At 71.0% G+C, this 25,141-nt stretch carries 20 protein-coding genes; 11 read left to right on the top strand and 9 right to left on the bottom strand.

Annotation, left to right across the window (positions count from 1 at the left end):
* Positions 1 to 340: 340 nt before the first annotated feature.
* The 5 genes from AB0M35_RS00810 to AB0M35_RS00790 all read right to left on the bottom strand — a co-directional run bounded on the left by AB0M35_RS00810 (position 341) and on the right by AB0M35_RS00790 (position 5,935).
* Positions 341 to 796, bottom strand: a complete 456-nt coding sequence (locus AB0M35_RS00810; protein WP_363740183.1) for a DUF4383 domain-containing protein — start codon at positions 794 to 796, stop codon at positions 341 to 343.
* A gap of 137 nt (positions 797 to 933) precedes the next feature.
* Entirely contained in the window at positions 934 to 2,733 is a 1,800-nt protein-coding gene (locus AB0M35_RS00805) for an ABC-F family ATP-binding cassette domain-containing protein (protein WP_363740182.1), read from the bottom strand.
* A gap of 281 nt (positions 2,734 to 3,014) precedes the next feature.
* On the bottom strand, positions 3,015 to 3,965 hold the full coding sequence (locus tag AB0M35_RS00800; protein ID WP_363740181.1) for a 4-(cytidine 5'-diphospho)-2-C-methyl-D-erythritol kinase: 951 nt from the start codon (positions 3,963 to 3,965) through the stop codon (positions 3,015 to 3,017).
* Between the two features lie 94 nt (positions 3,966 to 4,059).
* Positions 4,060 to 4,932, bottom strand: a complete 873-nt coding sequence (gene rsmA, locus AB0M35_RS00795; protein ID WP_363740180.1) for a 16S rRNA (adenine(1518)-N(6)/adenine(1519)-N(6))-dimethyltransferase RsmA — start codon at positions 4,930 to 4,932, stop codon at positions 4,060 to 4,062.
* Positions 4,933 to 5,023: 91 nt separating this feature from the next.
* A complete protein-coding gene (locus AB0M35_RS00790; protein WP_363741811.1) occupies positions 5,024 to 5,935 on the bottom strand; it encodes a TatD family hydrolase in 912 nt (303 codons plus the stop codon).
* A gap of 124 nt (positions 5,936 to 6,059) precedes the next feature.
* Here AB0M35_RS00790 and AB0M35_RS00785 point away from each other — a divergent pair, with 124 nt between their 5' ends.
* Together AB0M35_RS00785 and AB0M35_RS00780 are read left to right on the top strand one after the other, a co-directional pair.
* On the top strand, positions 6,060 to 7,307 hold the full coding sequence (locus AB0M35_RS00785; RefSeq protein ID WP_363740179.1) for a hypothetical protein: 1,248 nt from the start codon (positions 6,060 to 6,062) through the stop codon (positions 7,305 to 7,307).
* A gap of 89 nt (positions 7,308 to 7,396) precedes the next feature.
* On the top strand, positions 7,397 to 8,248 hold the full coding sequence (locus tag AB0M35_RS00780; protein WP_363740178.1) for an alpha/beta hydrolase: 852 nt from the start codon (positions 7,397 to 7,399) through the stop codon (positions 8,246 to 8,248).
* A 71-nt stretch (positions 8,249 to 8,319) separates the two neighbouring features.
* Here AB0M35_RS00780 and metG read toward each other — a convergent pair whose 3' ends face one another.
* Positions 8,320 to 10,122 (bottom strand): methionine--tRNA ligase, encoded by a 1,803-nt coding sequence (metG, locus tag AB0M35_RS00775; protein WP_363740177.1) that lies wholly within the window; start codon positions 10,120 to 10,122, stop codon positions 8,320 to 8,322.
* Between the two features lie 150 nt (positions 10,123 to 10,272).
* Here metG and AB0M35_RS00770 point away from each other — a divergent pair, with 150 nt between their 5' ends.
* Entirely contained in the window at positions 10,273 to 11,214 is a 942-nt protein-coding gene (locus AB0M35_RS00770) for a hypothetical protein (RefSeq protein ID WP_363740176.1), read from the top strand.
* A 59-nt stretch (positions 11,215 to 11,273) separates the two neighbouring features.
* On the opposite strand, the gene rsmI is transcribed toward AB0M35_RS00770, so the two are convergent.
* A complete protein-coding gene (rsmI, locus tag AB0M35_RS00765; protein WP_363740175.1) occupies positions 11,274 to 12,125 on the bottom strand; it encodes a 16S rRNA (cytidine(1402)-2'-O)-methyltransferase in 852 nt (283 codons plus the stop codon).
* Positions 12,126 to 12,317: 192 nt separating this feature from the next.
* On the opposite strand from rsmI, the gene AB0M35_RS00760 reads away from it, so the two are divergent.
* Entirely contained in the window at positions 12,318 to 13,904 is a 1,587-nt protein-coding gene (locus AB0M35_RS00760; RefSeq protein WP_363741808.1) for a phospholipid carrier-dependent glycosyltransferase, read from the top strand.
* Between the two features lie 329 nt (positions 13,905 to 14,233).
* Here AB0M35_RS00760 and AB0M35_RS00755 read toward each other — a convergent pair whose 3' ends face one another.
* Positions 14,234 to 14,539 (bottom strand): hypothetical protein, encoded by a 306-nt coding sequence (locus AB0M35_RS00755; RefSeq protein WP_363740174.1) that lies wholly within the window; start codon positions 14,537 to 14,539, stop codon positions 14,234 to 14,236.
* A gap of 245 nt (positions 14,540 to 14,784) precedes the next feature.
* On the opposite strand from AB0M35_RS00755, the gene AB0M35_RS00750 reads away from it, so the two are divergent.
* From AB0M35_RS00750 to AB0M35_RS00720, 7 genes are all read left to right on the top strand, one after another.
* Positions 14,785 to 15,441, top strand: a complete 657-nt coding sequence (locus tag AB0M35_RS00750) for a 4'-phosphopantetheinyl transferase superfamily protein (RefSeq protein WP_363740173.1) — start codon at positions 14,785 to 14,787, stop codon at positions 15,439 to 15,441.
* Positions 15,442 to 15,647: 206 nt separating this feature from the next.
* Entirely contained in the window at positions 15,648 to 16,739 is a 1,092-nt protein-coding gene (locus tag AB0M35_RS00745; protein ID WP_363740172.1) for a hypothetical protein, read from the top strand.
* Between the two features lie 75 nt (positions 16,740 to 16,814).
* Positions 16,815 to 18,119 carry a VWA domain-containing protein gene (locus AB0M35_RS00740; RefSeq protein WP_363740171.1) on the top strand — a complete coding sequence of 435 codons (1,305 nt, stop codon included), beginning with the start codon at positions 16,815 to 16,817 and terminating at the stop codon, positions 18,117 to 18,119.
* A gap of 2 nt (positions 18,120 to 18,121) precedes the next feature.
* Positions 18,122 to 18,913, top strand: a complete 792-nt coding sequence (locus tag AB0M35_RS00735) for a peptidase (protein WP_363740170.1) — start codon at positions 18,122 to 18,124, stop codon at positions 18,911 to 18,913.
* A gap of 201 nt (positions 18,914 to 19,114) precedes the next feature.
* Positions 19,115 to 20,791: an extracellular solute-binding protein gene (locus tag AB0M35_RS00730; protein WP_363740169.1), complete on the top strand. Its 1,677-nt coding sequence runs from the start codon at positions 19,115 to 19,117 to the stop codon at positions 20,789 to 20,791.
* Positions 20,791 to 21,795: an ABC transporter permease subunit gene (locus tag AB0M35_RS00725; RefSeq protein WP_363740168.1), complete on the top strand. Its 1,005-nt coding sequence runs from the start codon at positions 20,791 to 20,793 to the stop codon at positions 21,793 to 21,795. Before AB0M35_RS00730 ends, AB0M35_RS00725 begins: the two co-directional genes overlap by 1 nt.
* Positions 21,792 to 22,715, top strand: a complete 924-nt coding sequence (locus AB0M35_RS00720) for a carbohydrate ABC transporter permease (RefSeq protein ID WP_363740167.1) — start codon at positions 21,792 to 21,794, stop codon at positions 22,713 to 22,715. The genes AB0M35_RS00725 and AB0M35_RS00720 overlap by 4 nt, the downstream gene beginning before the upstream one ends.
* Before the next feature lie 4 nt (positions 22,716 to 22,719).
* On the opposite strand, the gene AB0M35_RS00715 is transcribed toward AB0M35_RS00720, so the two are convergent.
* Positions 22,720 to 25,140: a DUF4132 domain-containing protein gene (locus tag AB0M35_RS00715; protein WP_363740166.1), complete on the bottom strand. Its 2,421-nt coding sequence runs from the start codon at positions 25,138 to 25,140 to the stop codon at positions 22,720 to 22,722.
* Position 25,141 lies beyond the last annotated feature (1 nt).

Here is a 25,141-nt window from a genome sequence, read left to right as displayed (position 1 = left end):
CCAATCCTCAATCCCCAACCCCCACCCCAAACCACCCCGCACGCACCCACCCACCCACCCACCCACCCACAGAACACCACCGCCCAGGCCCGGACGCACTCACCCACCCAAGACCACTCACCCAACCACGGCCAGGCGACAACGGCTGCCCGACCACAACAGGTTTCGCCGGAGCCCGACCCGCGCAGGGATCAAGCCTGACCGCCCGGAGCGGGTCGGGCTCCGGCGAAACCCCACCGCAACCGGGTCAGGCAGCGAACCCAACCGCAACCGGGTCAGGCCTCAGCGAAACCCACCGCAACCAGTGCAGGCCCAGCGAACCGAAAACCCGGGACGAGCCTCAGAGCACGAGCCGAGCCTTCTGCCAAGCCTCGTGCTCCTCGTCGGTGCCGACCTTGCCGTACATGCCGGACATCAGCAGCGTCATGCTGAGCACCATGAGCACGATGACCGTGGCCACGCTGAGGTTGAAGATGTTGGCCTCGGTACGCAGGAAGGCGAGCCCGCCCAGGCTGACCACCATGATCAGGTACGCGGTCCACTGGTTGACCAGCACGTCCAGGTTGCGGCCGATCACCGTGCCGGCCAGCACGACGGCGCCGATCACGACGCTCAACAGCGAGAAGCCGAGGTTGGTCCCCTGTCCGAGCACCTGGGTGTCGCTCTGGCCGAAGAACGGGTCGCCGGTGCTGGCGAAGAAGCCGATCAGACCGAAGAGCACCAGGTACAGACCGATCAGCCCGCCGATCGCCCGGTAGATCGGCCGCGCGGGGTGGTTGACGGGGGTGTGGGCCATTTCTGTGTCTCCAACGCCGTTGGGTCAGGGTCTTCGGCGATTCTCCCGTACCCCAGGGTGTGACGCCGCACACGGGGTCCCCGGCAGGTCGCGGCGCCGTCCGCCGTCCGATCACCGGCCGGGGATCGGTGGGTGGATCATCCGGCCGGGATCTCGTCGGCCAGGGCGAGCCAGGCCTCCTCGATCTGTTCCCGTTCCGCGCGTACCTGGTTGAGCTGGGCGTCGAGTTCGGCGACCTTGGCGTAGTCGGTGGCGTTGGCGGCGAGCTGGTCGAGCAGCGTGGCCTCCTTCTGCTCCAGCTTGCCGACCTGCCGCTCCAACCGGGTCAGTTCCTTGCGGGCCTGCCGGGCCTCGGCGGCGCTCATTGCGCCGGTGGCGGCAGGAGCGCTGGTCTGTGCGGCGGGTGCACCGGCGGGGCCGGGCCGGTCGGCGGCCCGGTCGAGGTACTCCTCCACGCCGCCGGGCAGGTGCACCAGCCGCCCGTCGCCGAACATGCCGTACGCCGTGTCGGCCACCCGCTCGATGAGGTAGCGGTCGTGGCTGGCCACCACGATGGTGCCGGGCCAGGAGTCGAGCAGGTCCTCCAGCGCGGCGAGGGTGTCGGTGTCGAGATCGTTGGTGGGCTCGTCGAGCAGCAGCACGTTCGGCTCACCGGCGAGCAGGCGCAGCATCTGCAACCGGCGACGTTCACCGCCGGAGAGGTCGCCGACCGGGGTCCAGAGCCGCCGGTCGTCGAAGCCGAAGACCTCGGCGAGTTGGGCGGCCGAGATCTCCCGGTCGCCGAGGCGCACCCGTCGGGCGACCTCCTCGACGGCTTCGAGGACGCGCAGTTCACTGGGGAGTTCGCGCAGTTCCTGGGAGAGGAACGCGGGCCGTACGGTGGAACCGGTGACCAGCCGACCACCATCGGGGCGGGTGATGCCGGCGAGCATCCGCAGCAGGGTCGTCTTGCCGGCGCCGTTGGCACCGAGGATGGCGACCCGGTCGCCGGGGCCGACCTGCCAGGTGACGTGGTCGAGGATGGTTTTCGGGCCGGCGAGCAGTCGCACGTCGGTCAGGTCGTACACCTGCTTGCCGAGCCGGGCGGTGGCCAGCCGTTGCAGGGACGTGTTGTCGCGCGGGGGTGGCACGTCGGCGATGAGCGCGTTGGCCGCGTCGATGCGGAACTTCGGCTTGGAGGTCCGGGCCGGCGGGCCCCGGCGCAGCCAGGCGATCTCCTTGCGGAGCAGGTTCTGCCGGCGGGCCTCGGTGGCGGCGGCCACCCGTTCGCGTTCGACGCGGGCCAGGGTCCAGGCCGCGTAGCCGCCCTCGTAGGCGCGGACGGTCTGGTCGGCCACCTCCCAGGTGGTGGTGCAGACCGCGTCGAGGAACCAGCGGTCGTGGGTGACCACGACGAGGGCGCCCTTGCGGCCGAGCAGATGCCGGGCCAGCCAGTCGACACCGCCGACGTCGAGGTGGTTGGTGGGCTCGTCGAGGATGAGCAGGTCGGCCTCGCGGACCAGCAGGGCGGCCAGCGCGACGCGGCGGCGCTCGCCGCCGGACATCGGTCCGACGGGGGTGTCGAGGCCGAGGTGGGGCATGCCGAGCCCGTCGAGGATGGCGCGTACGCCGGCGTCGCCGGCCCATTCGTGCTCGGCGCCCATGCTTTCGGCGAGCCATTCGGTGCCGAGCACGACGTCCCGAACGGTGGCCTCGGGGCTGAGGGTGAGGTTCTGGGGCAGCCAGGCGACCCGCAGGTCGCGGCGGTGGGTGACGCGACCGTCGTCGGGTTCCTCGGCGCGGGTGAGCATCCGCAGCAGGGTGGACTTGCCGGCGCCGTTGAGCCCGACGACACCGATCCGGTCGGCGTCGTCGAGGCCGAGCGAGACGTCGGTGAGCAGTGGCCCGGCGGCGCCGTAGCCCTTGGACACCCGGTCCAGGTTGACGATGTTGGCCACGAACCCACCTTCCATGATCAAGGCGTCCCGGTGCCGGCGGGCACCTGGGGACGCCTGGCTTTCCAGGGTACGCGGAGCGCCGCTCCGCCTGCCGGCAGCGCCCCGTCGCCCACGCAGCCAGGGAACACAGCCAAGGTCACGCTCGATCTGGGATCAAGTGGCTCAGCGCCCGCGATGAGGCCACTCGATCCCAGATCGAGCGCGATCTTGCCGGAGGCGGCGCGGTGGTCAGGTGCGGCGCGGTGGTCAGGTGCTGCCTTGGCGGCCAGCGGGCGTGGTGGTCAGGTGATGCGGGCGCCGTGGACCGGGCCGTGAGCGGTGCGGACCTGCCGGCACACCTCGGCGGCTTCCAGTTCGGCGGCGACGCGTTCGGCGTGGGCCGCGTCGGCGGTGAGGAAGACGCAGGTGGGGCCGGAACCGGAGACGATGCCGGCCAGGGCGCCGGCCGCCTCTCCGGCCTTGAGGGTGGCCGTCAGCGACGGGCGCATGGACAGGGCGGCGTCCTGCAGGTCGTTGCCGAGGGTGCGGGCGAGCACCCGGGGGTCGCGTTGGCGCAGCGCGGCCAGCAGCGCGTCGGTGCTGCCGAGCGCGGGCCCTGCGGCGCCGGTCTCGCGAAGCCGGTCGAGTTCGCGGTACGCCTGCGGGGTCGACAGCCCGCCGTCGGCGATGGCGACCACCCAGTGCCAGGAGGTGGGGCGGGCCAGTACGGGACTGATCGCCTCGCCCCGGCCGGTGCCCAGCGCGGTACCGCCGTGGATCAGGAACGGCACGTCCGAGCCGAGGTCGGCGGCGATGCCGGCCAGTTCGTCACGGGACAGGCCGGTGCCCCAGAGCGCGTCGCAGGCGACCAGCGTCGCGGCGGCGTCGGCGCTGCCACCGGCGAGACCACCGGCGAGGGGGATCTGTTTACGCAGGTGCAGCCGGGCGTGCGGGAGCACACCGGCGTAACCGGCGAGCGCGTGGGCGGCCCGGATGACCAGGTTGGAGTCGTCGAGTTCGAGTTCGCCGGCGCCCTCACCCTCCATGGTCAGGGTGAGGGTGTCGCCGCGGCGCGCGGTCAACTCGTCGTAGATCGAGATCGCGTGGTAAACGGTGTTCAGCTCGTGGTAGCCGTCCCGGCGCAGCGGTCCGACCCCCAGGTGCAGGTTGACCTTGGCGGGCACCCGGACGCGGACCGGTCCGCTGGCCCCGCGCCGTTCGTCGTCGTCCCCCGGTCGCCAGGCCTCGGTCACCGGGTGCCACCCCGTCCGCACGACGGGATGTCGAACTTCTCCACGATCAGCTCCTCGGCGGTGTCAGGCGGCCGGTTCCCGCGTCGGCGTCAGCCTACTGCGCTGTGGACGTACCGCTCCGGGCCGACGCGGCCACCGCGGCGAACTGCTCGACGGTGAGTGACTCCCCCCGGGCGCCGGGGTCGACCCCGGCCGCGGTGAGCGCCGCGGCGGCCCGGTCGGCGCCGCCGGCCCAGCCGGCCAGGGCGGCCCGCAGCGTCTTGCGGCGCTGCGCGAAAGCCGCGTCCACCACGGCGAAGACCTGTTCCCGGGGTACGTCGGCGCGGGGTGGTTCGCGCCGGGTGAAGGCGACCAGACCGGAGTCGACGTTGGGCACCGGCCAGAACACGTTCGGTGGCACCTTCCCGGCGGCGCGGGCGTGGGCGTACCAGGCGAGTTTGACCGACGGGACGCCGTACACCTTCGAGCCGGGGCCGGCGACGAGCCGGTCGGCGACCTCCTTCTGCACCATGACCAGTCCGTGGCGGAGGCTGGGCAGTACGGCCAGCAGGTGCAGCACCACCGGCACGGCCACGTTGTAGGGCAGGTTCGCCACCAGCGCCGTCGGTGCCGGGTCGGCCAGTTCGGTGCCGGTGATCCGCAGCGCGTCGGCGTGGTGCACGGTGAGCCGGGCGGCGTACGGGCCGGCGTGCCGGGCGGCGGTGTCGGGCAGCGCCGCGGCCAACGCCGAATCGATCTCCACGGCGTGTACGTGGGCGGCGGCGGGCAACAGCGCGAGGGTCAACGAGCCGAGCCCGGGTCCCACCTCCAGCGCCACGTCGTCACCGGTCAGCCCGGCGGCGTTGACGATCCGGCGCACGGTGTTCGGGTCGTGCACGAAGTTCTGCCCGAGCCGCTTGGTGGGGGCGACACCGAGCCGGGCGGCGAGGTCCCGGATCTCCGCCGGTCCGAGCAGGTCTGCGGCCATAGCCCGACAGCCTACGGGTAAGGAAGGGCACCCTATTAACGCCTCGTGTATAGGAAGGGCCCCTTATTAACCGGCGCGGCGCGGCGGGCGGTCAGTGCCAGGGGCCGAAGGCCCGCTCGCCGGTGGTGGAGATGGCGGCGCAGAGTTCATCGAGGTCGGCGCCGGTGGTGGCGGCCAGGGCCCGCACGGTCAGCGGGATGAGGTACGACGCGTTCGGCCGCCCCCGGTACGGCATCGGGGTGAGGTAGGGCGCATCGGTCTCGACCAGAATCTGGTCGAGCGGGGTGAGTGCGGCGGCCTCGCGCAGCGCCCCGGCGCTGGCGAAGGTGACCGTCCCGGCGAAGCTGAGCAGATATCCCCGGCGGACACAGTCGGCGGCGAACTGCGCGTCGCCGGAGAAGCAGTGCATCACCACCGTGTCCGGCGCACCCTCGTCGTCGAGGATGCGCAGCACGTCCGCGTGGGCGTCCCGGTCGTGGATGACCAGGGTCTTGCCGTACCGCTTGGCGATGGCGATGTGGGCTCGGAAGCTCTCCTCCTGCACGGCCCGGCCGTCGTCGCCGGTGCGGTAGTAGTCCATTCCGGTCTCGCCGACGCCGCGTACCCGGTCCCGGGCGGCCAGCGACTCGATCTCCCGCAGCGCGGCGTCGAGGTCGGCCAGCCGGGGTGCCTCGTTGGGGTGCAGCGCCACGGTGGCCACCACGGCGGGATGCCGGTCGGCCACGTCGGCGCCCCAGCGGGAGGACTGGACGTCGACACCGACCTGCACCAGCCGGTCGACGCCCACGGCGGTGGCCACGTCGATCGCGGCGGCGACCGGGTCGACAGCGGTGCCGGCGGGCTCGCCGCCCGGTACCCCGGCCTCGCTGACCGTGATGTCCAGGTGGGTATGGCTGTCGAGCACCGGGCGAGGCAACGGTTCGGGTACGGGCGGGAACTCGCCGGCGCGGCGTGCCGCGCGCTGGCTGCGGGACTCGGTCGGCTCGCTCATCAGCGACAGCATCACACACGGGTCGGTCCACCCGTCCGCCACCCGGTGTTCACCTCGACTACGCCGAGCGGCCCTACCGTCGCCGGGTGACTGCACGAAGCTGCCGCCGGGTGACGGTAGGAAGCGAGGTGAGGCCGTGAGCATCACCCCTCGCGCCGAGGGCACGGCGCAGGAGCGGACCGGCCTGCGCGTGGCGTACGGCGGTGCCGTCTATCCCGCCGAGGAGATCGCCCGCGGCGCCGCGTACGAGTTGTTCAGCCCGCACGAGGTGCCGGGCTTCGAATGGACGCCCCGGCCCGACACGGCGCTGCCGTGGCGGCGTTTCGTGCATGTCACCGAGGTCGGCGCCGTTTACTCCGCGACCGAGCCGGCCGAGGAGCCGGAGGCACCGCTGCTGGTGCCGCTGCATCGGGAGCGGGGTTGGTCGGAGGTGCACCGCCTCGGCCAGCAGCCGGGCACGGCGGACGATCCGCTGGTCAAGGTGGTCCGCGCGTCGGCAACCCTCCGCCGGGGCACCCGGATGGTGAAGATCCTCTCCGCCCGGCAGCTCGCCGGTTATGTGCGGGGCTGGTTGCCGCACGGTTTCTGTTACCGGGAGCACGACGTGGCACACCTGCGTACTCCGGCGGCCACCACGGTGTTGCGTACCGATGGTGGGAGCGGCCCGGACGGGGTGGAGGTCACGTACGCGCTGCGGTGGCGGGCGGCCGATCCCGGCGACTACGACGTGCCGGTCGGTGCGGCGTACCGGGGACTGACCGAGTTGGGGGCCCGGGACCGGTTGGGGCCGGCGGTGCTGGGCACCGGGTTCACGCCGAGCAGCAGTCAGCTCATCCCCGAGTTCGTCACCCGGGACTTCGCCGACCTGCCGATGTCGGCCAACGCGACCCTGCTGGCGTATCCGGCGGACGGCGTCGAGGTGGTGCTCTACGCCTACCAGGCCGAGCAGCGCGGCTGGCTGCGGATGGTCGGTCCGCGGTGGCGGCACCTGCTTGCCGCGGTGCCGGGGTTGTCACCGGACCAGGAGTACGTGCCGACCGGCTCGGCGCCCCGGTCCACGCGGCTGGTCGGCATGTTGGCGGGCGGGGAGTACGAGGCGGTGGCCGATCTGCCCGGCGGGTTCCGGGTGTCGGCGCTGACCCGGGCCGCCCGGTACCCGGTTGACGGGGTGTGCCGGCGGCTGCGTCAGGCGACCTGGCGCGAGGTGCCCTGCCTGGTGCTCCGCGAGGAGGCGGGCTGGCTGCGCCTGCGGCTGCAACATCCGGATCCGGACACGGTGGCCGCCACCGGCGCGCAGTGTCACGAACGGGGCGTCTACGAGTTGTGGGCCCCGGGCAACGAGGTCACCGACGACCGGGTGGTGGACCACTCGTACGTCCTCTGACGACCGGCGCGGCCTCAACCCGCCGCTGGCCAGGAATAACGGGCGCACCCTGGGGAAGGCTCCTCCCCCACCCTGGACAGGAGGATGGAATGCCCTTCATCACCGTCGGGACGGAGAACTCCGCGCCCATCGACCTGTACTACGAGGATCACGGGTCCGGTCAGCCGATCGTGCTGATCCACGGGTTCCCGTTCAACGGGGCGACCTGGGAGAAGATCTCAGGGCCGCTGCTCGCGGCCGGATACCGGGTGATCACGTACGACCGACGCGGTTTCGGGAATTCGGCGCAACCGACGATCGGGTACGACTACGACACCTTCGCCGCCGATCTCGACGTGTTGATGACCGAACTGGATCTGCGTAACGCGATCCTCGTCGGTCACTCGATGGGCACCGGCGAGGTGACCCGCTATCTGGGCGCGTACGGCTCGGACCGGGTGGACCGGGCGGTGCTGCTGGCGCCGCTGGCGCCGTACCTGAAGCAGGCGCCGGACAATCCGGAGGGCGTCGACCCGAGCCTCTTCGAAGGCTTCAAGCAGGCGATCATCGACGACCGGTTCGCCTACCTCACCCAGTTCTGCAACAACTTCTTCAACTACGACGAGAACCGGGGCACGCTGGTCAGCGACGAGGCGTACCGGGCGCACTGGGAGATCGGCGCGCGGGCCTCGGCGATCGCCACGCACGACTGCGTGGACGCCTGGCTGACCGATTTCCGGGGCGACGTGTCGCGCATCGACGTGCCGGTGCTGATCGTGCAGGGCGACAAGGACATGGTGTTGCCGTACCCGAAGACCGGTCAGCGATTGCAACCGATGCTGTCGGACAGCCGGCTGGTCACCCTCAAGGGTGCGCCGCACGGCACCCCGTGGACCAACGCCGATCAGGTCCTTCAGGCGATCACGGAGTTCATCGGGGCGCCGGCGATGGCCCGGGCCTGACCGGGACGAGAGCCGCACAGGCGACGGGCGCGGCCCCGGTGCGGGGGTCGCGCCCGTCACGCTGGCGTCGTTCAGCCGCCGAGTCGGGCCAGTTCCTCGTCCACGATCGACGGGTCGAGCTTGCGGAACACCGGCTTGGGCGCCGCGAGCGCCCGACCCACTTCAAGGGGTACGGACTCCCAGCGCGCGCCCTGCGTGTAGTCCCCGGTCAACACCGGGTACGCGGGCCCGCCGTCGAGGTCGTCGACCTGCTCGATGGTCGGCATCGGGGCGTGCACGCCGGTGCCGCCGAGCAGCTCGTGGACCTTCTGCGCGGAGTGCGGCAGGAACGGGGTGAGCAGCGTGTTGGCGTCGCTGACCACCTGGAGGGCGACGTGCAGGATGGTGCCCATCCGGGGCTTGTCCGCCTCGTCCTTGAGCTTCCACGGCGCCTGCTCGGAGAGGTACTTGTTGGCCTCGGCGACCACCCTCATCGCCTCGCCGATGGCCTGCTTCTGTCGATGCCGGGCGATCAGGTCACCGACCGTGCTGAACCCGGCGCGGGCCACCGCGAGCAGTGCCTGGTCAGCCTCGGTGAGCCCGTCCGGGTCGACCGGTGGGATCTGGCCGAAGTTCTTCGCCGCCATCGAGATCGACCGGTTGACCAGGTTGCCCCAGCCGGCGACCAGTTCGTCGTTGTTGCGGCGGAGGAACTCGGCCCAGGTGAAGTCGGTGTCGTTGCTCTCCGGGCCGGCCACCGAGATGAAATAGCGCAGCGCGTCGGCGTCGTAGCGTTCGAGGAAGTCCCGGACGTAGATGACCACTCGGCGGGAGGAGGAGAACTTGCGCCCCTCCATGGTCAGGAACTCGCTGGAAACCACCTCGGTGGGCAGGTTGAGCCGCCCGAGCTGCCCCGGCTCGCCGTCCTTGCTGCCCTCGCCGGAGTAGCCGGCGAGCAGGGCGGGCCAGATCACCGAGTGGAAGACGATGTTGTCCTTGCCCATGAAGTAGTAGGCCTGGGCGTCCTTCCCGGCCCCGTCGGTGGACCACCACCTGCGCCAGGCTTCCGGGTCGCCGGAGCGGCGGGCCCACTCGATGGAGGCGGATAGGTAGCCGATCACCGCGTCGAACCAGACGTAGATCCGCTTGTCGGTGCGCTCACGCCAGCCTTCCAGCGGGATCGGCACACCCCACTCCAGGTCGCGGGTGATGGCCCGAGGCTGGAGGTCGTCCAGCAGGTTCTTGGAGAACCGCAGCACGTTGGGGCGCCAGCCCTCCCGGGTGTCCAGCCACTGGCGTAGCACGTCGGCCAGGGCGGGCAGGTCGAGGAAGAAGTGCTCGGTCTCGACGAACTTGGGCGTCTCCCCGTTGATCTTCGACTTGGGGTCGATCAGGTCGATCGGGTCGAGTTGGTTGCCGCAGTTGTCGCACTGGTCGCCACGGGCGCTGTCGTAGCCGCAGATCGGGCAGGTGCCCTCGATGTACCGGTCGGGCAGGGTCCGGCCGGTGGACGGGGAGATCGCCCCCATCGTGGTCTTCGGCACGATGTAGCCGTTGCGGTACATCCCCTCGAACAACTCCTGCACCACCGCGTAGTGGTTGCGGGTGGTGGTGCGAGTGAACAGGTCGTAGGAGAGGCCGAGGCCGTGCAGGTCCTCCACGATCACCCGGTTGTACCGGTCGGCCAGTTCCCGCGGGGTCAGCCCCTCGGCGTCGGCCTGCACCTGGATCGGCGTGCCGTGCTCGTCGGTGCCGGAGACCATGAGCACGTCGTGGCCGGCCATCCGCATGTACCGGGAGAAGACGTCGGAGGGAACGCCGAAACCGGAGACGTGGCCGATATGGCGCGGGCCGTTGGCGTACGGCCAGGCCACTGCCGCGAGAACGTGACTCATGACGAGCAAGCCTAGTGACCCGCCCAGGGTGGCCGCGAACCAATAGGGGTGCCGGGCTGGCGCAGCGGGCCACCCCGACCCGATCACTCGTCCGATTTGTCGCCGACACGCTGTCTGAGCTGCCCGATGTGACTGATCTGCCGGTGTCCAATGAACCGCGTGACTGGCAGCAGAGCCGCCCGCGACCACGACGACGGCCTTCCCACGGACACCCGGCCCGATCCGGGCGTGGCCTCGCGTACCAGGTGGCCGGACGTGCCGGCGGCCTCGCGTACCCCGCCGGTGGCACCGCATCCCCGGACGATGCCGCCGGAGCCGCCCGACGGCGTGGCGCCCAACCGCACCACCCCGGTCGCCGTCGAGGTGGAGCCCACCACCGGGGCGCCGCTCGATGCGCTTCCGCGTCGGGTCCCGGTCCGGTCCGCCGGGCGTCGGGGTCGCCCTGCCGAGGCCGGTACGCCGGAGGAGGAGACGTTCTGGGCTCCGATCGAGCAGGTGCACTGGGACGGCACCCCGGTACGGCCGGATGCACCCGGCTCGACGCGCCCCTGGTGGCGACCGACCTGGCCGGTACGACGGCGCCGGAAGCGGTCGAACCATCCACCCGACCCGCTGCCGGGGTTGGCCGCGCTGATCGGGTTGAGCCTGGCCACGGCCTTCTTCGCCTGGGTCAGTGCCGGTCCGCTCTGGCTCGCCGTCGGGCATGCCACCTCGGGCAACGTGGTGGTGACCGACTGCACCGGCGGGGGGTTGTCCCAGCGCTGCCGGGGCAATTTCACCGCCACCGACGATCGGTTCCGCAGCTATGGCATCCGGGTCAGCGGGGTGCCCGAGCGGCGGGCCACCGCCGGCGCGGCCCTGCCCGCCCGGGTCACCGGCCCGGACGCCGACGTCGCGTACGCCGATCGGGGCTTCGGTGCCCACCTGCGCTGGCTGCTCGGCCTGCTGGCGGTGCTCGGCTGCGCCTGCGGCATCGCCCGCTGGACCGGTGCGACCCGGCTACCCGACCCGGGTACCCGACGCTGGGCGGTCGCCGCCACGTTCGCCGGCCCGCTGGTGATCACCCTCGGCTTCCTCGTCGCCGCCTGGTGAGCCCGCCCGGTTAACAGGGGGCCCTTCCTATACCAGAGGCGTTAACAAGGGGCCCTTCTTTACACCTGGTGCACGACGGTGTAGACGTCGCGTCGACGCAGGTTGAAACTGCTCGCCACCTCGGTTATCGCATCACGTCGGGTCAGGCCGGCGGCCTCCCGCTCGGCCACCGCGGCGCGCAGCGTGTCGTCGTCGGGTCGGGTCGCGGGTGTCGCTGGGGCGCCGGCCACCACGAGGGTGATCTCGCCGCGCGGGTCACCCTCGGCGGCCCACCGGGCCAACTCGCCCAACGGCCGACGCAGCACCTCCTCGTACGTCTTGGTCAGTTCCCGGCACAGCGCGGCCGGCCGGTCGGCACCGAACGCCTCGGCCAGGTCGGCGAGGGCGGCGGTGACCCGGTGCGGCGCCTCGAAGATGACCAGAGTCCGTTCCTCGGCGGCCAGCGCCCGCAGCCGGGAACGACGGGCGCCCGGGCTGCGGGGCAGGAACCCCTCGAAGCAGAACCGGTCGGAGGGCAGCCCGGACAGCGCCAGGGCGGTCGTGACCGCGCTCGGACCGGGTGCGGCGGTGACCGGGATCCCGGCGTCCAGGGCCGCCCGGACCAGCCGGTAGCCGGGGTCGGAGACGCTCGGCATCCCGCCGTCGGTGACCAGGGCGACGACCTTCCCGGCGGTGAGTTCGTCGACCAGCTCGGGGGTGCGCCGCTCCTCGTTGCCCTCGAAGTAGGAGACGATCCGCCCGGGGATCGTCACGTCCAGGTCGCGGGTCAGCCGACTCAGTCGGCGGGTGTCCTCGGCGGCGACCACGTCGGCGGTGGCGAGCACGTCGCGTAGCCGGGCGGAGGCGTCGGCGGGATTGCCGAGCGGCGCACCGAGGAGAACCAGGCGGCCCAGGTCGGACATTTCGCCCACGAGTACGCGCTCCTTTATCGATGGTCGTACCGGATTCGGGGACGATGTACGCCACCGACCCCGTTGGCAGCCTACGATCGCCGGGTGACGAGTGCGTCGACAGCACACAGCGCGAGCGCCGACCAGCCGCAGGCGGATGCCGGATCCTCCACCGCCGGTTCGACGGACCGGCCGGACGGTGGCGTACCGGCGATGGTCCGTCGCCGGCTGGCCACCATCGAGGCTCGACTGGACGGCCGGTCGTGGCTGGCCACGGCGGTGGTGGTAGCGATCGCGGCGATCCTCAGGTTCGCCAACCTCAGCCACCCGCCCGGCAAGATCTTCGACGAGATCTACTACGCGCGGGACGCCTGGGCCCTGGTCGACAAGGGCGTGGAGTGGAACTACAAGGACGGCGGGCCGTCGTACGTGGTCCACCCGCCGCTCGGCAAGTGGTTGATCGGCCTGGGCGAGTGGGCCTTCGGCTACTCCGATGCCGAGCACGGCATCTCGGTGCCCGGTCAACTCTTCACCACCTCACCCGAGTTCGGCTGGCGCTTCTCGGCGGCCCTCATCGGCACCCTGTCGGTGCTGCTGCTGATCCGCATCGGCCGCCGACTGTTCGGCTCCACGGTGCTCGGTTGCGCCGCCGGTCTGCTGCTCGCGGTCGACGGGTACCACCTGGTGCTGTCCCGCACCGCGCTGCTCGACATCTTCCTGCTCTTCTTCGTGCTCGCCGCGTTCGGCGCGCTGGTGCTCGACCGGGACGCCACCCGCCGCCGCTGGGCCCGGGCGCTGGAGGCAGGGCTGGATCCGACCGCCCGGGGACGCGCCGGCCGCCCGCCGGGTGGCTGGCGGAACTGGCCCTGGTGGCGGCTGGTGACCGGGGTGCTGCTCGGCTGCGCCTTCGCGGTGAAGTGGAGCGCGCTGTTCTTCGTGCCGGCGTTCGCCCTGCTGATGCTGCTGTGGGACGTCGGCGCCCGCCGCTCGGCCGGGGTGCCCCGGCCCTGGCGGGCCACCCTGCTCGACGGGGTGCCCTGGATGGTGCTCGCCGGGCTGCTGATGGCGGTCACCTACGTGACGACCTGGTCCGGCTGGCTGCTCAGCGAGGAGGGCTACTACCGGCTCGCCGAGCGGTATCCGCAGGCGGGGCTGAGCGATGCGCCGATCATCGGCCCGTTGTGGAACCTGATCGAGTACCACCAGGCCGCGCTGGGCTTCCACAGCCAACTCGACGACGCGCACAAGTACCAGTCGTGGCCGTGGCAGTGGCTGCTGTTGGGCCGGCCGGTGGCCTTCCACTGGGTGCAGCCCGCTGGCGGCTGCGGGGCGGCGAGTTGTGCCGAGGAGGTGCTGCTGCTCGGCACGCCGCTGCTGTGGTGGTCGTTCCTGCCCGCGCTGGTGGCGCTGGTCTGGCTCGGCGTGGCGCGGCGGGACTGGCGGGCCGGCGCGATCCTGCTGACCGTGGCCGCCGGGCTGCTGCCCTGGTTCTGGTTCGCCCTCGACGGCCGGACGATGTTCTTCTTCTACGCCGCACCGGCCGTGCCGTTCCTCGTGCTGGCGGTGGTCTACGTGCTGGGCGCGATCGCGTCACCGGCCGGGTTCAGCGGAACATTGCCCGTCAGCGGCGCGGACGCCGAGGCGAGTCGAGATCGTCAGATGATCGGCGCGGTGATCGCCGGCGCGTACGTGGTACTCGTCGTGATCTGTTTCGCGTACTTCTATCCGATCTTCGTGGGCCAGAACATCCCGTACACGGAGTGGTCGGCACGGATGTGGTTGAACGGCCGCTGGATCTGACCGCGTACGGGAGTTCCGGGCCGATGTCCGGGACTCCCGTACGCGACGGAAAAAGGCCCACACGCCGGGCGTGTGGGCCTTTTTGATCTTTCAAGAACTTTCGGGCAATAGGACGCGCCCCGATCGCCTGCCACGGGGGAAGCGGGCGATTGGGGCGCGCACCAGCAGCTTAACCACCCATGACCAGCGGCACAACGGGGCGGCCCGGGTCAGATTTCCGACGGGCGCCGAGCGGTGCGGCGATCAACCCTTGAGGTCACCCTCGTGTGGCTGATCGCTGCCCCGACAGGCCGATCGTGACCGGGCCAAACGATGATCGGGACGATCCCTCAGAACCGCTTCGGCCGGCGTGGCAGCCAACCGAGAAAACGGTCCTGCAAGGTGGTCGACCCGGACAGTTGCAGATCCTCGGCGGCGGCGGCCAGACAGGCGCCCAGGTAGACGCTGAGCATCGCGCGATCCGCCGCGTACTCGGACAGCAGCCGGTCACGCTTCTGACCACACGGCCACTCAACGCCACAGGTGCCGCACGTCCAGTCGGGTGTCACCGGAGCGTGCTCACCCGGCACCGCCGCGACCGCGACACTGCCCGCCTGAGCCGCCCCTACATCCGAGCGATCCGCAACACCCGTCATCGCGCTCCCTTCCGTCTCGCCCTGGACGGCGGGCGAACTTCCCGCCGTCGATCATCGACCGCAATCGTGGCCCCTACATCGAAACCAACAGCGCCCGGGGACGCTGTGGCGTTACGTCGTTGCGGTACGTTCACGAACCATGGCCGCCACGACCCGCCGCAACCGACCACCGCAACCGACGAACGAATCGGCGCCGGCCGATGCTACCGGGACCACGCGTCAGCCCTCGCGTTGCCGAGTCGAAGGTGCGTGACCTGCTGCCGCCGGAGGTCGCGGTGGCGGTGGCGGAGCCACCCGACTGGACCGGCGAGTTGTACGCCGCCGAAGCGGCCTGCCTCGGTGAACGGGTGGTCGCCAGCCGGCGCCGCGACTTCACCGCGGGCCGGGTCTGCGCCCGCCGGGCCATGGCCATGCTCGGCCTGCCGGCGGTCGCCGTACCCGCCGGTGCCGACCGGTCGCCGGTCTGGCCACCGGGCACAGTCGGCACCATCACCCACACCCAGGGCTACTGTGCCGCCGCGGTGGGGCGGGACAGCGAGATCCGGGCGGTCGGCATGGACGCCGAGCAGCACCGCGAACTCAGCCCCGAGGTACGCCGGCTGATCTGCCTGCCCGAGGAGGAGGAACTGTTCGACCGGTTGCCCTCAGGCATCTCCTGGCCGACAGTGGTCTTCAGCGCCAAGGAAACCGTCTACAAGGTCTGGCATCCGATCGTCGGCGACTGGCTCGGCTTCCATGACGCGTTGCTGGACCTCGACCCCGCCACTGCGACGTTCACCGCCCGGATCGCGCCGGCCCGGATCGACGCCGCGCCGACCGCCCATCCACCGTCGGTGATCACCGGTCGATTCGTGGTGGACGCGAATCTGGTCCGCACCGCCGCGACCCTGCCGCCGCGCTAGGCACTCACCCGAGCGCCCACCGATCGGCCTGTGACGCTGGCCGATCGGTGTCGCCGGTACGCGGTAGCGTCAGGCGGTTCACGTCCAGCATCAGGCGCCCGAGGAGTACGGTGAGCCACCCCCAGCCCCCAGACGGATCGCAGGACCCTTACCAGCCTCAGCCCAGCGACCCGTGGGCGCCACCGCCTCCGGCCGGGTCGACGGGCGTGGCACCGCAGGACGGCACCTGGGCGGCCTCCCCACCGGCCGACCCCGGTAGCCCGTGGTCCGCCCCGCAATCGCCGGGCAGCGCCTCGTCCTCCGACGCCGTACCGGCCGCTCCCGCCCAGCCGTCGGCGCCGGTCTCCGGTACGCCGCAGCCCACCTCGGGTACGCCGCACCCTGCCGGGGAGATCTACCCGCCGGCCGGTCCGCACCCGCCGAGCGGCCCCTTCCCGCCGGGTTCCGGCTACCCGGCGGGGCCCTACCCGCCAGCTGGCGTGAACCCACCGGGGCCTGCTTACCCACCCGGTCCCGCCTACCCACCCAGTCCCGCCTACCCCGCCGGTCCTGCGTACCCACCCGGTCCCGCTTACCCGCCCGGTCCCGCCTACCCGTCGGACGGTGGCTACCCGGCCGGTGGTGGCTACCCACCGGGTGGTGGCATGTATTCGCCGGGTCCGGTTGCGCCGGTGCCGACCAGCGGCGGCACCGGCGGCAAGACCACTCTGATCGTGATTATCACGGTGGTCGTCCTCGCGTTGCTCTGTTGCGTCGGCGGCGTCGTCGCGCTGGTCGCCGGGACGAACCAAATCGCCGAGGAGACCTCCGGGGCAGGACCGATTCCCTCGGTCACGTACCTGCCGGCGGAGCCGGACAGCGCGCCCACCGGAGCCGCACCAACCCAACCGGTTGAGGGCGAGACGTTCAACATGAGGCCCGGCGACACGCTGATCCTTACCGACAACAGCGGCACGGTCGAGATCACCGTGACGAGTTTCCGCACCGTCACCGAAAGCTGCCGCTCGTTCGCGCCCAAGCCGGAGAAGGGGCAGTACCTGATCGCCGAGGTGACGGCCACGGTCACCAAGGGCACCGGCTCGATCAACCCGTTCTACTTCGAGTGGGTGGCCAACGACGGCAGCACCGTCAACGGCCTGATCGGCGCCATCTACGGATGCGGCGACCCGCTCAACGCGGGCAGCAGCCTCCCCGCCGGCAGCAAGCGTGCCGGCAGGGTCGTCTTCGACGTCGCCGACACCAACGGCGTTCTGGAGTACCGGCGACTGTTCGAGGCCGCCGGCTCCTGGAAGCCGTAGTCGGGAAGACCCAGCACGGGTAACCGGGCCACGCCGGATCATCTGTCCTCAATGGACATCGCTACACTCCGCCCGGTGATCAACAAGAAATGGTCGTCATTGGTCCTTTTGGGACTACTGACGGCGACCACGCTGACCGGCCCCTTGCCGGCATCCGCCCACGACAAGGCAGAACCCGGCGCCGAGCCGCCCCGCGTCCAACTCGTGCTCGACGTGAGCGGCTCGATGCGGGCCACGGACATCGACGGGCGCAGCCGCATCTCGGTGGCCCAGCAGGCGTTCGGCGAGGTGGTGGACGCGCTGCCGGACGAGACCCAGCTGGGCATCCGGGTACTCGGCGCCACCTACCGTGGCAAGGACAAGCAGCAGGGCTGCCTGGACACCCAGCAGATCGTGCCGGTCGGTCCGGTGGACCGGGAACAGGCCAAGGCCGCCGTGGCCACACTGCGGCCGACCGGCTTCACCCCGGTCGGGCTCGCCCTGCGGGAGGCCGCCGAGGACCTGGGCAGGGGCACCACCGCCCGACGCATCGTGCTGATCACCGACGGCGAAGACACCTGCGCCCCGCCGGACCCGTGCCAGGTGGCACGGGAACTGGCGGCCCAGGGCACCACGCTGGTGGTGGACACCCTCGGGCTGGCCCCCGACGAGAAGGTCCGCAAGCAGCTGCTCTGCATCGCAGCCGCGACCGGCGGGACGTACACGGCCGCGACCAGCGCCGAGGACCTCACCGGCCGGCTCAAGCAACTGGTCGACCGGGCCCGCGACACCCACGCGACCACGCCGTCGAAGGTGGCCGGGGCCGACGCCTGCCAAGGCGCGCCGCTGCTGGCACCAGGCGTCTACACCGACCGGGAGACTTTCTCCGAGCACCGGTGGTACCGGGTGCCGGTGCGGCCGGACCAGGAGCTGCGGGCCTCGGTCAGCGTGGCGATGGACCGTCCGGTGAACCCCGACTACGGCGTACTGCTGCGGGCCACCGCGTCCGACGGCCGGGAACTGGTCCGCGGCGTGGACGCGGGCAGCGGACGTACCGACGTGGTGTCGGCCGGACTGCGCTGGTCGGCCGGGGCGGACGACGACGAACAGGCGCGCGACGAGGAGGCCACTGCGAGCCCGGCAGCCACCTCGGCCTCGGCCGTCACCACGGTCTGCCTGGTGGTCAGCAACATGTTCTCGCCCCGGGCGGGCACCGACAAGGAACCCGGCATGCCGGTCGAGCTGACCGTCGACGTGGTGGCCGCCTCCCCCACACCGGACGGCCCGGACCTGGGCCGGGGCTGGGTGCTGCTGCTCCTGCTGACCTTGGCCGGTCTGCTCACCGGGCTCGTCACCGGCCTGCTCACCCGCTGGTGGGTGGCCACCTGGAGGGAGAAGTGAGGATGCGTACCCGATCGGCAACCCTGGCCGCACTGGTGGCCGCCGGTGTCGCACTGGCCCCGGCCACCGTGCTGGCCGCGCCCACCCCGACTCCGTCCCCCGGCTCCACCACCGTGACCAAGGCCGGCACCTCGTTCCTGAGCGCCACCCCGGTCGCGGCCGGCCAGCCGGTCCGGGTCGGCGCCTCCACCGGTGAATACCTCTACTGGTCGTTCACCGCCGGTGCGGGCGAGATCCACGAGATCAACGCCACCGTGTCGCTGGCCGAGGACCGGGGTGGCAGCTCGACCTGGGCCGTCGAGGTCTTCGACGGGCTGCGTCGCCGGCAGGCCTGCACGGCCGGCGCGCAGACGCCGACGGCCGATGCCGCAGTGTCCACCGTGGCCATCGGTTGCACCCTGCGCCGGGTTCGGCCGTGGGCAGAGCCCTGGTCCGCCGACCCGCTGCCCGGCACCTACTACGTCCGGCTGACCGTGGTCGACGTCCCCGAACGCGACCTCGGCCTGCCGATCGACGTGGATCTGCTGATCTCCGCCACCGGGGACGCCGGAACCGCGCCCGAGGACGGCAAGCTGGAGGCGCCGCTGGTGCCTCCCGCCAAGGCCGGCGAGGTGCTGAACGCGGTACCGACGGCGCCTGCGGAGGACGAGGAGGGCGACGGCTGGAACCTCGACCTCACCGGTTGGCTGCCCGAGGCCGGCTCCCGGTGGATCTGGACCACGGCCGGCGGGGTGCTGGCCGCGGTGGCCGGCGTCTTCGGCTTCGCCCTGACCCGCCGTCCCGCCACCCGGTGATCCGTTCCAGGTGAGTCGCCGCCGGCAGGTCGCGTCGGGTGCCAAGACGTGACCTGCCGGCGGTTCACGCCGGATGTGCCAGCCGCTCGACGGGTCGCCTCTTGTTTGAGCGTACGACCGTCGATTAGTTTGTTTACCATCCAGACGAACTCTCACCCGAGCGAGCCTGCTCGCCCCTCAGCCCTTCTCGAAGGGAGACCGATGACACGGCACAACCCCGGCGTGCCGACCTCGCGCCGTAACTTCCTCAGTCTGTTCGGCCTCGGCGCGGTCGCCGTCGCCGGCGGTCCCATGCTCACCGGTTGTTCCGAAGCGCCGTCGGGCAGCGGCACCGCGCAGAACCTCGACGCCTTCGGCCACCTGCTGCCCACCCAGAAGGATCTGACGGGGAGCATCACGCCCGACATCGTCGGCACCCGTCCCGTCCCCGACGGCTACACCAGGTACCCGGCCAACCTTGTCGACCTGATCACCGAGAAGCCGGGCACCAGCGGCAAGGAGATCACCGCGATGACCCCGGCGTGGGGTCCAGCGCCTCCCGGGATCGGCCAGAGCGCCTACCTTCAGGCGGTCAACGCCGAACTCGGCGTCCCGGTGAACTTCACCATCCAGGACGGCAACACGTACGCCGACAAGCTCAACGCCATGCTCGGCGCCCGGGACGTACCGGACCTGCTCTGCGTACCGAGCTGGGAGGTGGACAAGATCCCGCGGTTCGCCGAGGCGATCGGGGTGCTGTTCGAGGACCTGACCGACCACCTCAAGGGCAACGCGGTCGAGGCGTACCCGATGCTGGCCACCTTTCCGACCGGGGCCTGGCGGCACGCCATCTGGAACGAGCGGCTGGCCGCCGTGCCGAACCCGACCGACGGTCCCTTCGCCTGGGTCATGTTCAGTCGCAAGGACCTGCTGGACGCCCGCGGCCTGGCCATCCCCACCTCGCTGGACGACCTGCTCGCCGCCGCCAAGGAGGTCACCGACCCGGCGCGCAAGGTGTGGGCGTTCAACGACGTCTTCGCGATGATCCAGATGTACCACAAGGTGCCGGGCTCCAAGCAGGGCTGGCGGCTGCGTTCCGACGGCACGCCCGAGTTCAAGTACGAGACCCCGGAGTTCCGTCAGGCCCTGGAGGTCATGGCAAAGATCTACCAGGACGGCCTGGTGCACCCGGACATCGTGGCCAGCCGGGGCGCCGACGCCAAACAGTTGTTCGCCAAGGGCGGCAACATCGTCTTCATGCAGGACGGCTTCGGTTTCTGGCAGGGCGGCCAGGCCGAGCACCAGAAGGTCAACAAGGCGCTGAACATCCAGCCGGTGCCGAACTTCTCCGCCACCGGCGGCGACCCGCTGGTCTGGGGTAGCGACAACCCGATCTCCTACACCTTCATCAAGAAGGGCGTCGGCGAGGACCGCGTCAAGGAACTGCTGCGGGTCATCAACTGGTGCTCCGCGCCGCTGGGCAGCCAGGAGGCCCAACTGCGCGACTTCGGTGTCGAGGGCAAGCACCACACCCGTACGCCGAACGGGCCGGTCAAGACCGACCTGGCCTTCAAGGAGATCGCCAACCAGTACTTCTTCATCAGTGGCCGCAACCCGACCATCGGCCCGTTCGCCGACACGCCGAACTACGTGCGGGACGCGCTGGCCTACTCCAACGCGACGGTCGGGTACCTGGAGAAGGACCCCTGGGCCGGAGTGAAGCTGGAGATGCCGGCCGCGTTCAAGGCCAACCAGGTGCCGACGGAGGACAAGTTCACCGACGTGCTGCGGGGCCGTCGACCGCTGTCCGACGTGGACTCGATCCTGCAGGAGTGGAAGGCCGCGGGCGGGGAGGCGGCACGCCAGTTGCTCGCCGACTCGCTGCCCAAGGCTGACTGATGAGCATCCGCGAGGTCACCGCCGAGGCCGGGTCCGAAAAGACCCGGCCCGGCGTGGCCGCCCCTCGGCGTAAACGCCTACCGTTGCGCACCCGGCTGCGCCGTGACTGGCAGCTGCTCGCCATGGTCGCGCCCGGCTTCGTCATCCTGCTGATCTTCAGCTACCTGCCGATCCTCGGCAACGTCATCGCCTTCCAGGACTACAACCCGTACGTCGGCAGCAACCCGCTGGACGCGTTCGTGCAGAGCAACTGGATCGGCTTCGGGCAGTTCCAGCTCCTGTTCGCCGATCCGGCGTTCTGGCACGCGTTCCGCAACACCCTGGCGATCACCGCGTTCCAGCTGGTCTTCTTCTTCCCGCTGCCGATCCTGCTGGCGATCGTCCTGCACAGCCTGCTCTCCAGTCGGCTGCGCGGCTTCATCCAGACCGTCGTCTACCTGCCGCACTTCTTCAGCTGGGTGCTGGTGGTCAGCTTCTTCGTCGCCATGCTCGGCGGCGCCGGGCTGCTCGCCCAGACCATGCGCGAGGCCGGGATGGAACCGTGGAACGTGATGACCAACCCGGACACGTTCATCATCCTGGTCACCGTCGAGGCGATCTGGAAGGACGTCGGCTGGGGCACCATCGTCTTCCTCGCCGCCCTGTCCACGATCGACCAGAACCTCTACGAGGCGGCGGCGGCGGACGGCGCCGGCCGGTGGCGGCGGTTGTGGCACATCACCCTGCCGGGCCTACGTCCGGTGATCGTGCTGCTGCTCATCCTGCGTCTCGGTGACGCGCTCTCGGTCGGCTTCGAGCAGTTCCTGCTGCAACGCGACGCCGTCGGCCGGCAGGCCTCCGAGGTGCTGGACACCTTCGTCTACCACTTCTCCATCGCCACCGGGAACTACGGCTACGGCGCCGCCGCCGGTCTGTTCAAGGCCGCCGTCGGGCTCTGCCTGATCCTGGCCGCCAACAAGGTCGCACACATGCTCGGCGAACGAGGGATCTACTCACGGTCATGACCGCCACCTTCCTCCGGAAGCCACCCGGAACACGCTCCCGACGCCCGGCATGGGAGGAGCCGCCCAGCCCGCTCGGTCAGGGCGCCAAGGCCGTACTGCTCGGCCTGCTGGTGCTCAGTGTGCTGTTCCCGCTCTGGGTGATCCTGGTGACCAGCCTGTCGTCCCGGGAGACGATCGCCGAGGCCGGTGGTCTCGTGGTCGTACCCAAGGGGATCGACACCTCCGCGTACGAGACGATCTTCGCGGGCGGCGCGGTCACCCGGGCGTTGTGGATCAGCACCCTGGTCACCGTCATCGGCACCGCCCTGGCGTTGACCGTGACCGTGCTCGCCGCGTACGGGTTGTCCCGGCCCCGCTCGCTCGGCTACCGCTGGCTGCTGGCGTACTTCCTGTTGCCGTTCCTGATCTATCCGCCGCTGGTGCCGAAGTATCTCGTGGTGACCGGGTTGGGCCTCAAGGACACCATCTGGGCGCTGATCCTGCCGCCCGCGATCAGCGTCTTCAACCTGGTCGTCGTCCGTGGCTTCTTCCAGGGCATCCCGTCCGAACTCGTGGACAGCGCCCGCATCGACGGGGCCAGCGACTTCCGCACCCTGACTCAGATCGTGCTGCCACTGGCCCGGGCGGTCATCGCGGTGGTCGGCCTGTTCTACGCGGTCTCCTACTGGAACGTCTGGTTCGACGCGCTGCTGTTCATCGACCGCAACGACATGTACCCGATCCAGCGGGTGTTGCAGAGCTACCTGCTGGCCGGTCAGGCACCGACCAACTCCGGCGCGGCCACCGGCGTCACGATGCCACCCACCGAGGCCATCAAGATGGCCGTCGTCGTGCTCACCGTGATGCCGATCGTCGCGGTCTACCCGTTCATCCAGCGGCACTTCGTCAAGGGCGTCCTGATCGGCGCCATCAAGGGCTGACCGGTCAGGCGAGCTTGATCTGCCGGGTGATCGTCGGATCGGTGATCTCGGCGTCCTTGGCCAGCAGCATCGCCTTGCTGAGGATGACGGCGAGCAGACCGTCACCCTCGAAGGGCAGGAACTGCTGCTCCTGCACCCGGCCCGTGGCACGGTCGGGCACGATGCAGAGGTAGGCGTCGTTCGGGCTCATCAGGATGTTGCCCGACCCCAGGTGGATCCGGTATGTGCGCAGGTCACCGTCGACCACCAGGAAGCGACCGTCGATGCGGGCCCGCTGCCCCACCGCCAGCCGGGGCAGCAGCCGGGCCAGCAGGTCGCGGCGGGTCTCGGCAGTCGCGGACAACTCCCCGAAGCTGTACGACGACCAGTAGTCCCGGAAGCGGCCCTGCGGGCCGCCGTCGGACCAGGTCGGGTCGTTGCCGACACTGGCCACCCCGACGAACAGGTCGACGTCGCGCATGATCTCGCTGAACACCAGCGGCGGGATCTGGTCGAGCGGCAACGGGTCACCGGGCCGGGCATCCGTCCACCGTGCCGGCGAGTAGCCACCACCGGAGGCGTGTGACCAGTTCTGTGCGGCGCCGATCGGATAGAAGCGCACCTGATCGGTGACGAGCCGCAGGTAAGACCCGCTCTCGGTGGTGTCGACGTCGTAGTCGTCGCCGATCCCCTCCACCCAGTACTCGGCGCGCAGGCCCCAGCCGGGCAGTTCACGGGAGGTCGGCGGGTACGAGTCGTCGACCATCAGCCGGAGTCGGTCGGTCCAGCCCCGGATCGCGGCCAGCGCGTGGAACTGATGCTGACGCAGGATGTGCCCGGCGAACCGGTTGGAATACGTACCGGTGGTTTCCTCGGCCGGAGTGAGCAGGTAGACCTCCCGGTGGGCCTGCTTGAACGGCTGGATGACCCGGTGCCGCTCCAGCCACTCCCGCCAGCCGACGACCTCCGGCACCGGCCGACCGATCGGGTGCCAGATCCGCACCTGCGCGTCGTCGGCGACGGCGACCGGGATGTCGTCCACGGTGCGCAGCGCGCCGTCGGCCCACCCGCACGGCACCCCGTCGACCAGCCAGAGCAACCGGCGGGCCAGCACGCCGACCAGTGGATGATCCAGGTAACGCTGCCGCCACACAGCAAAAGTCCAGGTGCGCTGGGCCAGGAACAGCCCGTCCAGCCGGGCCGTCTGCGCGGCCAGCATCCCGCTGACCTCCTTGGCCAGGCCCTTGAGCTCGGCCAGTTGCGCCGGGTGGTCCCGGCGTACCGCCGCCGGTGGGCTCTTGACCTGCCGGCCGGACTCGTTGAACCAGGCCAGGGTGGCGCTGGTGCCGGCGATCAGCAGCTCGGCCCGGCAGCCGCCGAGGGTCACCTCGTGCCGGCCGACCCCGGTCAGGCCGTAATCCGGGACGGCCAACTCCTCGATCTCGTCCCGCCCGATGCCCATCGCCGCCGCGCGGGCGTCGAGCGCCTTGTCGATCTCTTTGCGGGTGCCCTTGTAGGTGATCCGGGTCGACAGCCGGGCGAGCTGCGCCAGTGCCGCCTCCCCGTCGACCCGGCCGAGCACCCCGACCGCCGCGTTGGCCACCTTCGGGCAGGCCGGCCCGATGCCGGGCAGCCGGCGCAACATCGCCTCGACCAGGCCGCCGATCAGGCGGACCTGCTCGGGGGCCGGGCCGGTGCGCTCGACCAGCCAGAGCAGGCCCCGCAGCAGATCTGCGTTGATCGAAGCCGGCGGGCGTTGCGGCGTCCGCGCGGCAGCGGCCAGCCACCGGTCGAGGACCTGCCTGGCCTCGGCCGGGTCGACCGGGGCGAGTAGTCGGGACGCCTCGGTCGACCAGTTGGCCGGGGGTCGGGGCGTGGTCGCGGTGCTGGCATGGGCGACCAGCCGCTGCCAGACCGGGTCGAGGGTGGGCAGCTCGGTCAGAATCTGGTCGACCCACGGGTCGGCCGGGTCGACCTGCGGCCCGGCCAGCTCGGCGATCAACTGCCGCAGCCGGTGACTCTCGTCGGACCGGTCGACCAGCACCGCCATCAACTCGCCGGTGAGCGGACCGGTGGCGAGCAGACTCCGGGCCACCGTCTCCAGCGCGGTCGGCGACAACGAGTACGGCTCCTGCACGGCGTACGCGGCGAGATCCTGAAGCTGTTCGGGTGCCAGGTCGGTGGGGAGCCTGCGGGACAGCTGCCCGATCAGATCCCGCACCAACCAGGTCCGGACCGGGTCCTGTCTCACCAGGGTGGCCATGGCCTGCACCAGCCGGGCCACGTCCGGGCGGGGCAGCGCGCGGAGCGCGGCGCGTACCTCCGGGTTGTCCCGGCAGAACCGGGCATGGGTGTAGAGGTGTTCGGCCAGCGCGGTCAGGTCGTTCGCGGCGACCAGGTCACGGGCGCGGGTGGCGAGCCCGACAGTGTCGGTGGTGGTGGTCATC

Source organism: Micromonospora sp. NPDC051196 (assembly GCF_040682415.1).
Taxonomy (GTDB): domain Bacteria; phylum Actinomycetota; class Actinomycetes; order Mycobacteriales; family Micromonosporaceae; genus Micromonospora.
This window is presented reverse-complemented; position numbering and strand designations above follow the sequence as displayed.

Excerpts from the sequence above, each read along its gene's own strand:
- AB0M35_RS00810 (WP_363740183.1), bottom strand. The coding sequence starts at position 796 with ATGGCCCACACCCCCGTCAACCACCCCGCGCGGCCGATCTACCGGGCG.
- rsmA (WP_363740180.1), bottom strand. The coding sequence starts at position 4,932 with ATGGCCGCAGACCTGCTCGGACCGGCGGAGATCCGGGACCTCGCCGCC.
- AB0M35_RS00790 (WP_363741811.1), bottom strand. The coding sequence starts at position 5,935 with ATGCTGTCGCTGATGAGCGAGCCGACCGAGTCCCGCAGCCAGCGCGCG.
- AB0M35_RS00780 (WP_363740178.1), top strand. The coding sequence starts at position 7,397 with ATGCCCTTCATCACCGTCGGGACGGAGAACTCCGCGCCCATCGACCTG.
- metG (WP_363740177.1), bottom strand. The coding sequence starts at position 10,122 with ATGAGTCACGTTCTCGCGGCAGTGGCCTGGCCGTACGCCAACGGCCCG.
- AB0M35_RS00770 (WP_363740176.1), top strand. The coding sequence starts at position 10,273 with ATGAACCGCGTGACTGGCAGCAGAGCCGCCCGCGACCACGACGACGGC.
- AB0M35_RS00760 (WP_363741808.1), top strand. The coding sequence starts at position 12,318 with ATGGTCCGTCGCCGGCTGGCCACCATCGAGGCTCGACTGGACGGCCGG.
- AB0M35_RS00755 (WP_363740174.1), bottom strand. The coding sequence starts at position 14,539 with ATGACGGGTGTTGCGGATCGCTCGGATGTAGGGGCGGCTCAGGCGGGC.
- AB0M35_RS00735 (WP_363740170.1), top strand. The coding sequence starts at position 18,122 with ATGCGTACCCGATCGGCAACCCTGGCCGCACTGGTGGCCGCCGGTGTC.
- AB0M35_RS00730 (WP_363740169.1), top strand. The coding sequence starts at position 19,115 with ATGACACGGCACAACCCCGGCGTGCCGACCTCGCGCCGTAACTTCCTC.
- AB0M35_RS00725 (WP_363740168.1), top strand. The coding sequence starts at position 20,791 with ATGAGCATCCGCGAGGTCACCGCCGAGGCCGGGTCCGAAAAGACCCGG.
- AB0M35_RS00720 (WP_363740167.1), top strand. The coding sequence starts at position 21,792 with ATGACCGCCACCTTCCTCCGGAAGCCACCCGGAACACGCTCCCGACGC.
- AB0M35_RS00715 (WP_363740166.1), bottom strand. The coding sequence starts at position 25,140 with ATGACCACCACCACCGACACTGTCGGGCTCGCCACCCGCGCCCGTGAC.